Source organism: Sphingomonas sp., assembly GCF_019635455.1.
Taxonomy (GTDB): domain Bacteria; phylum Pseudomonadota; class Alphaproteobacteria; order Sphingomonadales; family Sphingomonadaceae; genus Sphingomonas.
Genome location: NZ_JAHBZJ010000001.1, coordinates 146,870 through 160,353, shown reverse-complemented (window position 1 = coordinate 160,353; position 13,484 = coordinate 146,870). Strand labels below are relative to the sequence as shown.

General features: G+C 67.7%; 14 protein-coding genes. 6 read left to right on the top strand and 8 right to left on the bottom strand.

Annotated elements, in window-relative coordinates; translation table 11 throughout:
* Position 1: 1 nt before the first annotated feature.
* Together KF783_RS00800 and KF783_RS00795 are read right to left on the bottom strand one after the other, a co-directional pair.
* Positions 2-1,360 (bottom strand): putative O-glycosylation ligase, exosortase A system-associated, encoded by a 1,359-nt coding sequence (locus KF783_RS00800; RefSeq protein ID WP_294075988.1) that lies wholly within the window; start codon positions 1,358-1,360, stop codon positions 2-4.
* A complete protein-coding gene (locus KF783_RS00795; RefSeq protein WP_294075987.1) occupies positions 1,353-1,502 on the bottom strand; it encodes a hypothetical protein in 150 nt (49 codons plus the stop codon). The genes KF783_RS00800 and KF783_RS00795 overlap by 8 nt, the downstream gene beginning before the upstream one ends.
* Positions 1,503-1,882: 380 nt before the next feature.
* Here KF783_RS00795 and KF783_RS00790 point away from each other — a divergent pair, with 380 nt between their 5' ends.
* Together KF783_RS00790 and KF783_RS00785 are read left to right on the top strand one after the other, a co-directional pair.
* Positions 1,883-3,124 (top strand): TIGR04063 family PEP-CTERM/XrtA system glycosyltransferase, encoded by a 1,242-nt coding sequence (locus KF783_RS00790; protein WP_294075986.1) that lies wholly within the window; start codon positions 1,883-1,885, stop codon positions 3,122-3,124.
* The gene (locus KF783_RS00785; protein WP_294075985.1) at positions 3,094-4,026 is read left to right on the top strand and encodes a hypothetical protein; all 933 of its coding nucleotides are present in this window, start codon (positions 3,094-3,096) and stop codon (positions 4,024-4,026) included. Before KF783_RS00790 ends, KF783_RS00785 begins: the two co-directional genes overlap by 31 nt.
* 12 nt (positions 4,027-4,038) lie before the next feature.
* Here the strand turns inward: KF783_RS00785 and KF783_RS00780 are convergent, their stop codons facing one another.
* On the bottom strand, positions 4,039-4,353 hold the full coding sequence (locus KF783_RS00780) for a hypothetical protein (protein ID WP_294075984.1): 315 nt from the start codon (positions 4,351-4,353) through the stop codon (positions 4,039-4,041).
* Entirely contained in the window at positions 4,350-4,550 is a 201-nt protein-coding gene (locus KF783_RS00775) for a hypothetical protein (RefSeq protein ID WP_294075983.1), read from the bottom strand. Before KF783_RS00775 ends, KF783_RS00780 begins: the two co-directional genes overlap by 4 nt.
* 80 nt (positions 4,551-4,630) lie before the next feature.
* Here KF783_RS00775 and KF783_RS00770 point away from each other — a divergent pair, with 80 nt between their 5' ends.
* Positions 4,631-5,251, top strand: coding sequence for a S24 family peptidase (locus tag KF783_RS00770; RefSeq protein ID WP_294075982.1), 621 nt, complete (start codon positions 4,631-4,633; stop codon positions 5,249-5,251).
* A gap of 2 nt (positions 5,252-5,253) precedes the next feature.
* Here KF783_RS00770 and KF783_RS00765 read toward each other — a convergent pair whose 3' ends face one another.
* Positions 5,254-5,439 carry a hypothetical protein gene (locus tag KF783_RS00765; RefSeq protein ID WP_294075981.1) on the bottom strand — a complete coding sequence of 62 codons (186 nt, stop codon included), beginning with the start codon at positions 5,437-5,439 and terminating at the stop codon, positions 5,254-5,256.
* A gap of 183 nt (positions 5,440-5,622) precedes the next feature.
* On the opposite strand from KF783_RS00765, the gene KF783_RS00760 reads away from it, so the two are divergent.
* Together KF783_RS00760 and KF783_RS00755 are read left to right on the top strand one after the other, a co-directional pair.
* A complete protein-coding gene (locus KF783_RS00760) occupies positions 5,623-5,835 on the top strand; it encodes a hypothetical protein (RefSeq protein WP_294075980.1) in 213 nt (70 codons plus the stop codon).
* Positions 5,836-5,894: 59 nt separating this feature from the next.
* On the top strand, positions 5,895-7,664 hold the full coding sequence (locus KF783_RS00755) for an SLC13 family permease (RefSeq protein WP_294075979.1): 1,770 nt from the start codon (positions 5,895-5,897) through the stop codon (positions 7,662-7,664).
* A gap of 35 nt (positions 7,665-7,699) precedes the next feature.
* Here KF783_RS00755 and KF783_RS00750 read toward each other — a convergent pair whose 3' ends face one another.
* Entirely contained in the window at positions 7,700-9,124 is a 1,425-nt protein-coding gene (locus KF783_RS00750) for an aldehyde dehydrogenase family protein (RefSeq protein ID WP_294075978.1), read from the bottom strand.
* 86 nt (positions 9,125-9,210) lie between these two features.
* Between KF783_RS00750 and KF783_RS00745 the strand changes: the two genes are divergently transcribed.
* Positions 9,211-10,185, top strand: a complete 975-nt coding sequence (locus KF783_RS00745) for a quinone oxidoreductase (RefSeq protein WP_294075977.1) — start codon at positions 9,211-9,213, stop codon at positions 10,183-10,185.
* A gap of 7 nt (positions 10,186-10,192) precedes the next feature.
* Here the strand turns inward: KF783_RS00745 and KF783_RS00740 are convergent, their stop codons facing one another.
* On the bottom strand, positions 10,193-11,299 hold the full coding sequence (locus KF783_RS00740; protein WP_294075976.1) for a PepSY-associated TM helix domain-containing protein: 1,107 nt from the start codon (positions 11,297-11,299) through the stop codon (positions 10,193-10,195).
* Positions 11,300-11,306: 7 nt separating this feature from the next.
* Positions 11,307-13,481, bottom strand: coding sequence for a TonB-dependent receptor (locus KF783_RS00735; RefSeq protein ID WP_294075975.1), 2,175 nt, complete (start codon positions 13,479-13,481; stop codon positions 11,307-11,309).
* Between the last annotated feature and the right edge of the window lie 3 nt (positions 13,482-13,484).

Below are 13,484 nucleotides of genomic sequence, written 5' to 3'. Positions count from 1 at the left end.
GCTACACCGCGACCGCCGGTGCGGTGCGCTTTTTCTGCATCGGCTTCAGGCCCTCTTCGGCCCGCTTGCGCCCGACATAGGTGTCGAGGCCGATCTGGGCGCCGACCAGCATGTAGACGAAGGGATTCAGTGCGATGCCGACAAAGGTCGCGCCCAGCAGATAGATCATGTGCGCATGCTGAAGCGCGGTGGCGAGCGGCGCGATCCACGCCTTGTCCGGCGGCGCCTTCATGTAGCGGCGGCGCAGCACCTCCATCCGGACGATGCCGCTCAGATGGATCATCAGCCACAGCGCGAAGCCGGGCCATCCCTGCTCGCCCAGCATCTCGAAATAGGCGGAGTGATAGGCGCGCGCCTTGTCGATTTCGGGGGTGCGGACGATGGTCAGGTTATTGCTGTCGCCGACAGTATCGACGGTGTCATATTTGATGCGGTTCTGTCGATACGCCTCGAACCCGCCGCCCATCGGATTGTCCTTCACGTAATTCCACGTCCATTTCCACACCTCGATCCGGGTCGATGCGGACGCGTCGGACTTGTAGGTGCGGATCGTTCCCATGCGTTCGGTGAAGGACGATGGCAGGAACGGGATCGCGACCAGTGCAAGCAGGCTGGCGGTCGCGATATAGGCCATCCGCCGCTTGACGTCGCGCAGCATCAGCACCGCGAGCAGGCCGACGCACAACAGGCCGGTCCGCGCCTGCGTCCCCACCGGCATCAACAGGCAGGCAAAGATCAGCGCGTAGCAGAACAGCTTCACCCGCCAGTCGGGCGGGAAGATGGTGCCATGGCGGGTGAACCACAGGATCAGGGGAATGATGCAGATCGACACGGCCGAGATGATCGACCCTTCGAACAGGCCCGAATTGTTGGAGACGAGCAGATTGAGCTCGCCATAGCCACCGCCCGACAGCACCGTTTTCACCCCGCCGACGATGATGATCGTCGCAACGGACAACAGCATGAACAGCAACAGCCCCTCGATCCGCAGCTTCGTGCGCAGGGTGAGCGGCAGGAAGATCGCAAAGGCCAGCGCCTTCCACACCCAGTCCCATTTATCGAGCGCCTCCAGCGGGAAATCGGCATTGCGCGTGGTCCACCAGCACCAGGCGAGCAGCGCCAGCATCAGCCCCTGGCGCGGTGCGACGCGCATGTCCTTCTTGTCGTCGAAGGCGAGCCAGGTGAGTACCGCAAAGCCCACCGCCATCGCCGAGATCGGAAAGGCGTTGAGCAGGAAATAGCTCATCCGCTGGGGCGAAACGACGTCGATATAGACATAGACCAGGACGAACAGGAACGGCCGGCGAAAGCCGAGCAGGAAGATCGTCGCCAGAAATGCGATGAAGCCGATATCACGCACGCGGACGGCCCCATCGGCGCCGGGGCGTGTCCGCATCATCGACCGGCGCGCTTTCATCGTCCAGCCTGGGGCTGTTCACCAGCCGCAACGCGGTCACCACCAGCAGCCCATGGGTCAGGCCGAGAATCAGATTGTCGATCATCGTCGCCGCCTTCCCACGCATCCGCGTGCGACCGGTTTAGCGACAGGGGGTTGATGCGGCGTAAACCGCGCGGTCGGTCAGGATATTGGGGCGGCACCGTCGGGCGGGTGGCTGCCGGGCGACCCCTTGCGTCGCCGCCGGGAACGACAGCGGGAGCAGGTTTCGAAGCCGCTGCGGCTGCGACTTGGCACGAAATGATGCCCGCGGGACAGGCAGCGGATAAATGCGATCAACCGCACGGTCGGCTCCATGACGAATGCGGCCATTATGCCACTCCATAATGGATCTATCAAAATGATTCGTCTGCGAAACGGTGTGATCTGGCTGAAATCCGGAGCGGTTGACGCGGTGTTAAGCGCTCCCGTGCCAGGCATGCCGCCATGCGCATCCTGCACATCCTCGATCATTCGCTGCCGCTGCACAGCGGCTACACCTTTCGCACCCGCGCGATCCTGAAGGCGCAGATGGCGCGCGGCTGGCGCGTGGCGGGGGTGACGGGGCCGCGCTACCACACCGGCGACGCCCCGTTCGAAACGATGGACGGGATCGATTTCCATCGCACGAAACAGATGCGCCGCCTGCCGCCCGTGATCGGCGAGATGGCGGAGATCGCCGCCTTTGCCCGGCGGATCGACCATGTCGTCGAACGGTTCCGGCCCGACATCCTTCATGCCCATTCGCCGGTCATCGATCCGCTTGCGGCGATGCGCGCTTCGCGCCGGCACGGCATTCCGCTGCTCTACGAAATCCGTGCCTTCTGGGAGGATGCGGCGGTCGGCAACGGCACCGGACGTGCCGGATCGCTCAAATATCGGCTCACCCGCGCGCTCGAAACCTTTGCCGCGCGCCGGGCAGACGGGGTCGCGGTGATCTGCGAAGGGCTGCGGCGTGACCTTATCGCGCGCGGCATCGATCCGGAAAAGATCATGGTTTCGCCCAATGGCGTCGATCTGCATCTGTTCGGTGAGCCGGCGCCGCGCGACGCCGATCTGTCCGCCCGGCTGGACCTTGCCGGCGCGGATACGATCGGTTTCATCGGCAGCTTCTATGATTATGAGGGGCTGGACGACCTGATCGCCGCGATGCCGCAATTGCTGGCGCAGCGTCCGATGGCGCGTCTGGTGATGGTCGGCGGCGGCCCGATGGAAGAGGCGCTGCGCGCCCAGGCCGCGGCCTCCAGCGCCGCGCGCGCGATCCATTTCGTCGGTCGCGTGCCGCACGAGCAGGTGGAGCGCTATTATTCGCTGATCGATCTGCTGGTCTATCCGCGCAAACGGATGCGACTGACCGACCTGGTGACCCCGCTCAAGCCGCTGGAGGCGATGGCACAGCGCCGCCTGGTCGCGGCATCGGATGTGGGCGGGCATCGGGAGCTGATTCGCGACGGGGATACCGGAACGCTGTTCGCTCCGGACGATCCCGCCGCGCTGGCCGATGCGGTGGCGCGCGTCTTCGCGGATCGCGCCGGCTGGGCCGCACAGCGCGAACGCGCGCGCGCATTTGTCGAGACCGAGCGCAACTGGGCGACCAATGTCGCGCGATACGAACCCGTTTACCAAAAACTCATCGCCGCGCGATTAGGGTCGCGACCATGGTTGCGTTCGCCGTCCTTCAACGTCTGACCCCCAATCGGGCGCTTGCCCTGGCTGGTGCCGGGGGCGCGCTGATCGCGCTCGCGACGCTGGCGGTGCCGGGCGCGATGCTGGAGGATCTGACCGTTTCGAGCGGGATCGCGGCGATCATCCCCGCTGCGGAGCCGCCGCTCGGCACGACTGCGCGGATCATCGTGGGTGTGTTCGCCGGCGGCATCGCGGCGATGGCGGTGTGGCTGACGCTTTCCGGGCTGATCGCCTGGCGCGATTCGCGCGCGCTGCCCGCGGGAACCCGGCGTCCGACGATCCGACGCGCCGACGCGCATCCCGATGCGCCCCCGCGTGAGCCGCTGCGCGCCAATCGCGACATCATCATGCCCGGGGCGCCCGTTCCCGAACATGCCGGGGACGCGCTCGATCTGGCCTTGCCCGAACCGGCGCCCGATCCGGTGCTGGCGATGGGACCGGCCGAGCCGGCACAGATTGTCGTGCCGATGCCATCCCCTCGGCCACAGCCGGCTCCGCGTCCGACGGGGCCGCCTCCGGTCCAACCGCTTCCCGCCAATCTTGACCAGCCCCTGTCGGCGTTCGATCCCGGCGCGCTGCTTGAGGAGCCGCTGACGCCGCCGCCGCCGGTCGTGTCGCTGCGCCGAAAGCCGGTCGAACCGCCGCTCTATGCCGACACGGAGCGGTTCGAGACGTTCGAACTGACGCCGCCCGTCCGGCCGCAATCGGTTCCCGACATCGGCGCCGGTCCGGCACCGATCGCGACGCCGCAGACCGATGCGAGCGTGCATGCCCTGCTCGACCGGCTGGAGCGGGGGATCGCGCGACGCGGCGATTCGGCCGAAGCGACTCCCGACCCCGGTTCGCCCGACCACCGGCTGGAGGATACGCTCGAAAGCCTGCGCCGCCTGGCGATGCGCGCCTGATCCGACGGGCGCTCAGGCGTCCTCGATCGTCAGAATCTCGATTTCGGACCGCACCACATCTTCCGCCATGCGGCGCGTCGCGACGAGCGCGTCCGCGACCAGATGGCCGCGCAGCCTGAACTCCGCCTCGGGCAGCGCGGCGAGCCAGCAATCGAGGGCCGAGGAAGCGGCCGCTTCAACGGTCAGCCGGTGACGCGCGCCGATAAAGGTCGCGCTCGCCCAGGGTGTCGTCTCGACCGCGTGGACGCGCAGCGCAATCCCGGCGGCTGCGGCCATCGCCATGAGGGCGCGCTCGACCAGCGTCGCAGCATCTGGTCCCCGGCTCACCGCGCCGCCCCCGTACCGGCAGATGGGGGCGGCGCGGCCAGGAACGCCTTCACCCGCGCATGGGTTTCCGGGCGCAGTTCGCGACCGTTGCGCATGTCCCCGACCAAGCGCGGGTCGCCGACCGCCAGGCGCCCGAATTTGGTGCGCGGCATGTCGTGCGCCCGCATGTAACGTTCCACCTCGCTCAAGATCGTCATCGCATCCTCCGACTCATATGTTCGTTAAATGTTCTCATTTCCAACTTGTCTAGGAAAAATCCTGCGACTATGGATCTGGGATGGATGCAATCGATCAGCGGCGGGCATTGGCGGCGGCGGCGGAGCGGCGCGGTGAATCGCTGGCGTCGCTCTCGCGGTTGATCGGGCGGAACGCGGCCTATCTTCAGCAATATGTCGCGCGGGGCAGTCCGCATCTGCTGGCGGAGGGCGATCGTCGCCGGCTCGCACGCTATCTGGGTATTCCCGATGCGGCGCTGGGCGGCCCGGCGGTGGAGGGGCTGGTCGCGGTCGCGCGCGTCGATGCCGGCGCGGCGGCGGGGCGGGGACGGCTGGTCGAAAATGAGCGGCGCGGCGCGCTGCTGCTCGACCCGGCACTGCTGCGCCGGCTCGGCGTGCGGCCGGATATGGCCTCGACGATCCGGGTGGAGGGCGCGTCGATGGAACCCACCCTATGCGATGGCGACGAGATCCTGGTCGATGGCGCGCGGCGCACGATCGGCGTCCGCGCCGCCATCCATGTCTTCCGGCGCGACGGGCTGGTCGCGGTCAAGCGTCTGCGGGCGATCGGCGGGCAGGTGGAGGTTGCCAGCGACAACCCCGATTTCGCGACCGAGATTGTGGCGGGGTCGGGGATCGACGTGGTGGGCCGGGTCGTCTGGCTCCACCGCGCGCTGGTCTGATCCTAGCGCCGCGCGCGCAGGCGATCGATCAGCGCGACCAGCAGCAACAGCACCAGCCCGACGGCAAGGCCGCCGACGAACCCGAGCGAGGGCTGGCCGCGCGAGACGCCGATCACGGTTCCGGCAAGGAGCGCGAGCGCGAGCAGGGCGCCGCCGGCGATCGGCGCGGGCTTGGGGGCTTGGGTCATGCCGCTCCCTTGCCACGCCGCGCGACGCGGCGCCACTCCCGCCTGCGCCGCCGTTGCCGGACACGGGGCGGGGTGGGGCTTTCAGTCATGGTTTCCGGCGATTTACCTTCGTTCGGCACCGAATCTTGCCGATTGGCGTGGCAAGGGAGGGTCGTGCCTGTTTCCGCCCCCGCTGGAGCATCCATGTCCCCCATTCCCTATCTTGCCGATCGCACCCATGTCACCGACGCCGCCGACCTTATCCGCGCGTTCGGCGACGATGCCGGGTTCGAAGCGGCGGCGCGCGCCGACCGCAGCCGCGACGTCGGCAACCACATCAACTTCTGCCGCTGGCGACAGATCGAACGCCTGATCGTGCTGATGAGCGTCAACCGCGCGGTGGGTACGGTCCACTGAAACGCCGCGCCTGACGGAAACCTGTCGCCTCTGCCGCGTTTGCACGGCATGGGGCGCTCATGACATTGCCACAGATCCTGTCCGTCGCCGTTCTTGTCGGGATGATGGCGCTGTTTCTGTGGGGACGGTTCCGATACGATCTGGTCGCGGTCATGGCGCTGCTCGCCGCGCTGGCGGTCGGCGTCGTGAAGCCGGCGGACGCGTTCAAGGGCTTTTCCGACGATATCGTCATCATCGTCGGCTCCGCACTCGTCCTGTCCGGCGCGGTACAGCGATCGGGCGTGATCGAGCGGCTGATGCGCGCGCTTCAGAAGCGGGTGAAGCGACAACGATCGCAACTGCTGCTGCTCACCGCCTCGGTCGGCTTCGGCTCCGCGCTGGTCAAGAATATCGGCGCGCTCGCGATGATGATGCCGGCGGCGTTCCAGATGGCGAAGAAATCGAACAGTTCGCCCTCGGTCTTCCTCATGCCGATGTCGTTCGCGTCGCTGCTCGGCGGGCTGATTACGCTGATCGGGACCTCGCCCAACATCATCGTGAGCAAGGTGCGCGAGGAGATGACCGGCGAGCGGTTCCACATGTTCGACTATGCCCCGGTCGGCATCGGGCTGACGGTGATCGGCCTTCTTTTCCTGCGCTTCGGCTATCGCCTCCTCCCGCTCGACCGCCGCGCCGCGCCGACCATGGGAGAGGCGCTCGACGTCCACGAATATTCGACCGAGGCAAAGGTCGTCGCCCAGTCGACGCCCAATGGCGAACGGATCATGGATTTTCTCGAGCGCCACGATCACGAAGTCGCGATCAGCATGTTCCTGCGCGACGGCGTGCGTGCGACGCCGCTGCCCGATACGCCGCTGCACGAAGGCGACATCCTGATCCTGGGCGGAACGCCGGACAGCCTTGAACGGGTGATCGCCCGCGACAAGCTCGATTTCGTCGGCACCAGCGAAGCGCCTGACCTGCCCGAAGGCGAAGAGATCGGGGTGATCGAGGCGGTGGTATCGACCGGCTCGCCGCTCGTCGGCGGCACCGCCGGCTCGCTGCTGCTGCGCCAGCGGTACGGCGTCAATCTGATCGCGGTGTCGCGGCAGGGCGAACGGATCGTCCGGCGCATGCCCAATGTGGTGTTTCGCGCCGGCGATGTCGTGGTGCTTCAGGGGCCGCTTGGCGTGCTGCCCCAGACGCTGACCGAATTGGGGGCATTGCCGCTGGCCGAGCGCGAATTGCGTCTGGGTAGCGTGCGCAAGGGCCTGTTGCCGCTGCTCATCCTGGCTGCGGCGATGATTGCGACGGCGACCGGGCTGCTGCCGGTGACCGTCGCTTTCTTCGCCGCTGCTGCCGGCGTGGTGCTGACCGGCGCGCTGCCGGTGCGCGACGCCTATGACCATGTCGAATGGCCGATCCTCATCATGCTCGGCGCGCTGATCCCGGTCAGCGATTCGCTGCGCGCGACCGGGGTGACCGAACTGATCGGCCAGTGGCTCTCGGTCACCGCCGCCGCGCTGCCGGCCTGGGGCGCGGTCGCGCTCATCATGGCGGCGGCGATGGCGGTGACGCCGTTCCTCAACAATGCCGCGACAGTGCTGGTCATGGCGCCGATCGCCGCGACGTTCGCCCATGATCTGGGGCTGCGTCCGGAGGCGTTTCTGATGGCGACCGCGGTGGGGGCAGGGTGCGATTTCCTGACCCCGATCGGGCATCAGTGCAACACGCTCGTGATGGGGCCGGGGGGCTATCGCTTCGGCGACTATGCCCGGCTGGGCGCACCGCTTTCAATGATCGTGCTGGTCTTCGGAACCCCGTTGATCCTCTGGTTCTGGCCGGTCTGATCGCCCCCTTCGGCCGAAGGGGGCGGACCGTTCGATCAGGCAAGCGCCCCCACCATCGCCTTCACTTCCATGAACTCGGCCAGTCCGAACTTGCCGTGCTCGCGGCCATTGCCCGACTGTTTGTAGCCGCCGAACGGCAGGTCGGGGTTGGGCTGGCCGCCATTGATATAGACCATGCCGGCGCGCAGCCGCGGGGCGACGCGCCGCACCGCATCCTTGTTCCCGAACACCACCGCCGACAGGCCGTAATCGGTGTCGTTGGCGATGCGGATCGCGTCTTCCTCATCCTCATAGGGGATGATCGTGACGACCGGTCCGAAAATCTCCTCGCGTGCGATCGTCATGTCGTTGCGCACGCCGGAAAACAGCGTCGGTTTGACATAATAGCCGCTGTCCACCCCGTCGGGGCGGCCCGGGCCGCCGGTGACCAGGGTCGCGCCTTCCTCCATCCCCTTGCGGATCAGGCCCTGGATCTTGTCCCACTGCGTCTTGTTGACCACCGGGCCGATATGCCGACCTTCCTCCGCCGGGTTGCCACAGGGCGTCGCCTTCATCATCGCGGCGGCGGCGCTTGCGGCTTCCTGCTCCAGCGATTTGGGGACGAGCAGGCGCGCGGGCGCGATGCAGCTCTGCCCCGAATTCATCAGCACGCTGAACAGCGTCCCCTTCACCGCCGTCTCGACGTCCGCGCCCTCCAGCATCAGTGACGGGGATTTCCCGCCCAGCTCCTGATGCACGCGCTTCACCGTGTCGGCGGCGTTCTTTGCCACCAGGATGCCGGCGCGGGTCGATCCGGTGAAGCTCACCATATCGACGCCCTTGTGCTGCGACAGCGCGGTGCCGACCCCCGGCCCATCGCCGTTGACCAGGTTGAACACGCCCGCCGGTACGCCCGCCGCATCCATCACCTCGGCAAAGATCATCGCACAGCCGGGCGCTTCCTCGCTGGGCTTCAGGATCATCGTGCATCCGGCGGCCAGCGCCGGCGCGACTTTCGACACGATCTGGTTGAGCGGCCAGTTCCACGGGGTGATCATCGCCACCACGCCGATCGGTTCGTGGACGACCAGGCTGTTGCCGATCTCTTCCTCGAACTCAAAATCCTTCAGTGCCTTGGCCGCCGCCATCAAATGGCCCATGCCCGATCCGACCTGCGCCGTCTTCGCCAGGCTCAGCGGCGCGCCCATCTCGGCGCTGATCGCTTCCGCCATATCGTCGGCGCGGTTCTTATATGCCTCCAGCACGCGCTCGATCAGCGCGACCCGCTCCTCGCGGCTGGTGCGCGAAAAGCTCTCGAACGCCGTGCGTGCGGCGGCCACCGCCTTATCGACATCGGCCTGCGAACCGAGCGTGATCTCGCTCACCGGGCTTTCGGTGGCGGGGTTGATCACCGCGTGCCGCTTGCCGCCCTCGCTTTCGACCCACTGGCCACCAATATACTGGTTGAGATAGCTCCGCATCCTCGCCTCCGCTTTTTCCAACATCGGGTATGGGCGTTATGTGGCGAGCGGGGGCAAGCGTTGCAACCTGAAACTGGAGGCTGGCGATGGCGCGCGTCGCGATGATCGAACGAACCGGCGGACCCGAAGTCATCACATGGGTCGAGCGCGAACTGCCGCCGCCCACCGCCGGCGAAGTGCGGGTGCGCCATGCGGCGGTGGGCCTCAATTTCATCGATACCTATCACCGTAGCGGCCTGTATCCGGTGCCGCTGCCCAGCGGCCTGGGCAGCGAGGCCGCGGGCGTGGTCGAGGCGGTGGGCGCGGGTGTCACGCGCTTCGCGCCCGGCGATCGGGTGGCGACCTATGGCCCCGGCCTTGGCGCCTATGCGAGCGCGCGGAACGCGGCGGTGGACACACTGTTCGCGCTGCCGGACGACATCGCGACCGAAACCGCCGCCGCCGTGCTGCTCAAGGGCTGTACGGCGGAATATCTGGTCGAACGATGCGCGCGCGTCGCGCCGGGAATGACCGTGCTGGTCCATGCGGCGGCCGGCGGAACGGGGCAGTTGATCGTGCAATGGCTCGCCCATATCGGCGCCACCGTCATCGGCACCGCCGGCTCGCCGGAAAAGGCGGAGCGTGCGCGTGCGCTCGGGGCGCACCATGTCATCGAATATCGGCGCGAGGATATCGCCGCGCGCGTCCGTGAGATCACCGGCGGGGCGGGCGTGCCGGTGGTGCTGGACGGGGTGGGTGGGTCGACCTGGGAGGCATCGCTCAAATCGACGGCCCGGCGCGGCATGATCGTCAGTTTCGGCAATGCCGGCGGGCCGGTCACCGGCGTCGATCTGGCCGCGCTGGCCAGGCACGGATCGCTGTTCGCCACCCGCCCGACGCTGTTCGACTATTATGTTACCCCCGACGAGCGTCAGGCGGGGGTCGATCGCGTCTTCGATCTTGTCCGGCAGGGGGTGTTGAAGGTGGAGATCGGCCAGCGTTTCGCGCTGGAGGACGCGGCCGATGCCCATCGCGCGATCGCCGCCGGGGAAACGATCGGCGCGACGCTGCTGATCCCCTGATCGCCGGTCAGCCGGCGCGAACCCGCCGCGCGGCCGGCCGCGATGCGACCCGCCGCCCCGGGCGCGAAGGGCCGCGCCGGAACCAGAAGGTCCAGACCGACAGGCTGCCCAGCATCGTCAGCGCCAGCCCGGTCGCGGCGATCGCGATTTTCCACGGCCAGCTGCCGACCTTTGCCGCGTGGATCGGATAGACGGCGTTGGACGCGCGGACACCGGTCGGCATCGCTTGTGCGTCCCGCGCGTCCACCACGCGCCCGTCCTCAGGGCGGAACCACATCAGGGTGCGCCCATTGGGGAGCCATTCGGCGGGCTGGCGCAGCCGCATCTGGATCAGATCGCCAGCCTTGCGCGGCAGGGCGATCGCGCGGATTTCCGCGCCCGGAAAGCGCACCTGTGCCGCCGCGATCATCGCCCGCCAGTCGGGCGAAGCCGCCAGCGCTCCGCCGCGACGATCGGGCGGGGCGAACGGCGCGGTGAGGGCGGCGCTTCCCTGACCCGGTGCGAACACCGCGCCGCTGATCGGTTTCAGCACCATCAGCATGCCGCTCGACATCGACAGGAACAGCAGCGGGGCAAAGACGATCCCCAGATCGCGATGATGGGTGACGATCGCCGGGCGGCTCATCCGCCTCGGCACCAGGCGCCAGCGAAAGCTGCGCCGCGTCCGCCACCACAGGATCGCGCCGGTCACGACGAAGCCGATGCCGATCAACCCGGCAATCCCCGCCACCGTCTTGCCCGCGTCGCCAAACAGCAGATAATGGTGCAGGTCGAACAGCCACAGTTCGAACCGCTCCCATTTGCTCGACCAGCGCGTCACGACCTGCCCCGCCTGGTCGGCATAGGCCCCGGCGCCCTTGCCGGTCGACAGGCGGGCGAGGCCGAAGCCGTCGGTGGGAAACAGGATCGAGGTGGCGGGCGCCTCTCCGCCGAACGCCGCCTGCGCCTGCGCCGACAGCGTGGCGACATCCTGCCGCGGCGCATCGGTTGCGCCGGGCAGGCCGCGCAACCACTGGTCCTTGAACACCAGGATGGCACCAGTCAGGCCCAGCGTCGCGAGCAGCAGCCCGATCAGGCCCCCGGCCCAGCGGTGGATGAGGTCGATCCAGCGCATCGCCCGATCAGAACCTGAAGTCCCACCCCAGCGTGAACGCCCGGCCGCGCCCGGAAAAGAAGCGCGCATTGTCGGTCACCGAAACGGTGTCGCTGTTATAAGTGATGTAGCTTTCGTCGAACAGGTTCGAGACGGCGAGCGTCACCCCGCCCAATCCGGTGTCGTAGCGGACCATCGCGTCGGTGAGGGTGTAGCCTTCGAAGCGGGTCGCCGGCGGAAAGCCCTTGAAATTGCGCGACAGGTAGAAACCCGTCTGCACCCGCGCCGTCACCCGTCCGCGCGACAGGTCGAGCGCGAGGTTGAGCCGGTCCGGCGAGATGTTCGCGCCGTCCAGATCGGTGTCGACGATGTCGTCGCCATTGGTGTCGGTCTTGCCGGCCAGATGCGCATAGCCCATGCTGGCGCGCAGCCCATCGACCGGCAGGCGGACGCCCAGATTGATCTCCAGCCCCTCGATCTCGATCCGCTGGCGCTGGACGTCGTAAATGCCGCCCGAATTGAGGACCAGCAGGCTGCCCAGTTTGGACGACGACCAGAAATAGGTGACGCTGCCGTCCAGCGGCCCGCGCTTCACCTCGACGCCGATTTCCCGATTGTTCGACACCACCGGGCTGATGTCGAGGAACGTGTCGATATCGACGTTGGGAATGTTGATGCCGCGCAGGATGCGGCCGATATCGGCGATCGAATAGCCCTCCGCATAGCTGGCATAGGCGCGCACGCCCGCCACCGGCTCGACGATGACGCCGCCGTTGAGCAGCGCGTCGCGGAACGACGGGTTTCCGCCGCCGACGCGCCGCGCGCCATAGGAGGCGAGGGTGGTATAGTCATCGACCTTCAGCTTCACGTCCTCTACCCGCACGCCGCCCGCCAGGCGCAACTTGCCGTCGAACAGGCCGAGGTTGAGCTGGGTGAACGGCGCCAGGCTGCGAAACGTCGTCGGCGGCACCCAGTCGCGACCGGTGGCAATCAGCGATTGGGCGGTCCGGTCCCACAGGCTGTCGAACCCGATGGTCGCGGTCAGCGCGTCGGCAAAGGTCCGTTCGTAGCTGAACCGCGCGCCAAGCTTGCGCGACTGGTTGGCCGACTGGTCGAACAGCGTGCCTACCGGCGCGATCGCCGCATCCTGGAACGTCGATGTGATGCTGCCGCCGAAAATGTCGCGCGAGCGGTTGAAGAACGCCTGGAGCACCAGCTTGCCGCCGCCCAGATCGCTGTCGGTCAGCGTCAGATTGACCGTCTCCACCCGGTTGGACACCGGTTCGCCCCGGGTCGCTCCCTTTACGCTGGTGGAGGGAATGCCGAGCGCGCGGCTGCCCGCGACCTGCACATATTCATTGTCGCCCTTCAGCTGAAAGCGGTTGGCGAACAGTTCGAGGCGCGCCGTATCGCTCAGCTGCCACCCCAGCCGGGTGAACGCCGACCAGCTTTCGCTGTCCTGCACGTCGCCCTGCGTCCCGTCGATCCCGATGATGCGGCCATCGCCGTCATAGAACAGGCCGCGCCTTTCATAGGCGGCGCCGACCGTCGCGTCGAACGCGCCACCGCGCCAGCCGACCAGCGCGGCAGCCTTGCCGCCCAGCCCGTTGGCATGGAATCCGTCGCCGGCGCTCCCCTGAACCAGCGCGCGCCCGCTCACCCCGTCGCGCGCGGGCGGGCCGGCGACGACCTGGTTCACCACGCCGCCGGTGGCGCCGATCCCCTGAAGCGCGTTGGACCCATAGATCAGTTCGACCCGGTCGAGGAAAAAGGGATCGATGGTATAGCCGTCGCGCGATCCGTCGCGCACCGGCGTCGATTGCGGGATGCCGTTGATCGCGTAGAGGGGCGAGCGGCCGCGCAGCGTCTCGCCCGCGCCCGACAGCTTCTGGCGCGTCGGCGAGAAGGAGGGGGAGAGGTTGGCGACCGCATCGACTACCGATCCGGCGATCGCGACCTGCTGGTCGAGTTTTTCCTTGGCGATGACGTCGACCGTCAGCGGCAGCGCGCTGGCCGGCAGTTCGGTGCGGGCGGCGGTGACGACGATCTGATCCGTGCCGGGATCCTGATCGGCACCGGCATCGGTTGCCGGCCCGGCTGCGTCGTCGGACGCGCGCGCAACGGCTTCTCCTGCGTGTGCGACATCCGGCGCGAGTAGCGTCAAGGCGACGAGCGGCAACGTCGCGACTGCGTGAAACTTCATGAT

What these genes read in the sequence shown, in the direction of transcription:
- KF783_RS00795 (WP_294075987.1), bottom strand. Translation starts at nt 1,502, where the DNA reads ATGATCGACAATCTGATTCTCGGCCTGACCCATGGGCTGCTGGTGGTG.
- KF783_RS00790 (WP_294075986.1), top strand. Translation starts at nt 1,883, where the DNA reads ATGCGCATCCTGCACATCCTCGATCATTCGCTGCCGCTGCACAGCGGC.
- KF783_RS00785 (WP_294075985.1), top strand. Translation starts at nt 3,094, where the DNA reads ATGGTTGCGTTCGCCGTCCTTCAACGTCTGACCCCCAATCGGGCGCTT.
- KF783_RS00775 (WP_294075983.1), bottom strand. Translation starts at nt 4,550, where the DNA reads ATGACGATCTTGAGCGAGGTGGAACGTTACATGCGGGCGCACGACATG.
- KF783_RS00770 (WP_294075982.1), top strand. Translation starts at nt 4,631, where the DNA reads ATGGATGCAATCGATCAGCGGCGGGCATTGGCGGCGGCGGCGGAGCGG.
- KF783_RS00765 (WP_294075981.1), bottom strand. Translation starts at nt 5,439, where the DNA reads ATGACCCAAGCCCCCAAGCCCGCGCCGATCGCCGGCGGCGCCCTGCTC.
- KF783_RS00760 (WP_294075980.1), top strand. Translation starts at nt 5,623, where the DNA reads ATGTCCCCCATTCCCTATCTTGCCGATCGCACCCATGTCACCGACGCC.
- KF783_RS00755 (WP_294075979.1), top strand. Translation starts at nt 5,895, where the DNA reads ATGACATTGCCACAGATCCTGTCCGTCGCCGTTCTTGTCGGGATGATG.
- KF783_RS00750 (WP_294075978.1), bottom strand. Translation starts at nt 9,124, where the DNA reads ATGCGGAGCTATCTCAACCAGTATATTGGTGGCCAGTGGGTCGAAAGC.
- KF783_RS00745 (WP_294075977.1), top strand. Translation starts at nt 9,211, where the DNA reads ATGGCGCGCGTCGCGATGATCGAACGAACCGGCGGACCCGAAGTCATC.
- KF783_RS00740 (WP_294075976.1), bottom strand. Translation starts at nt 11,299, where the DNA reads ATGCGCTGGATCGACCTCATCCACCGCTGGGCCGGGGGCCTGATCGGG.
- KF783_RS00735 (WP_294075975.1), bottom strand. Translation starts at nt 13,481, where the DNA reads ATGAAGTTTCACGCAGTCGCGACGTTGCCGCTCGTCGCCTTGACGCTA.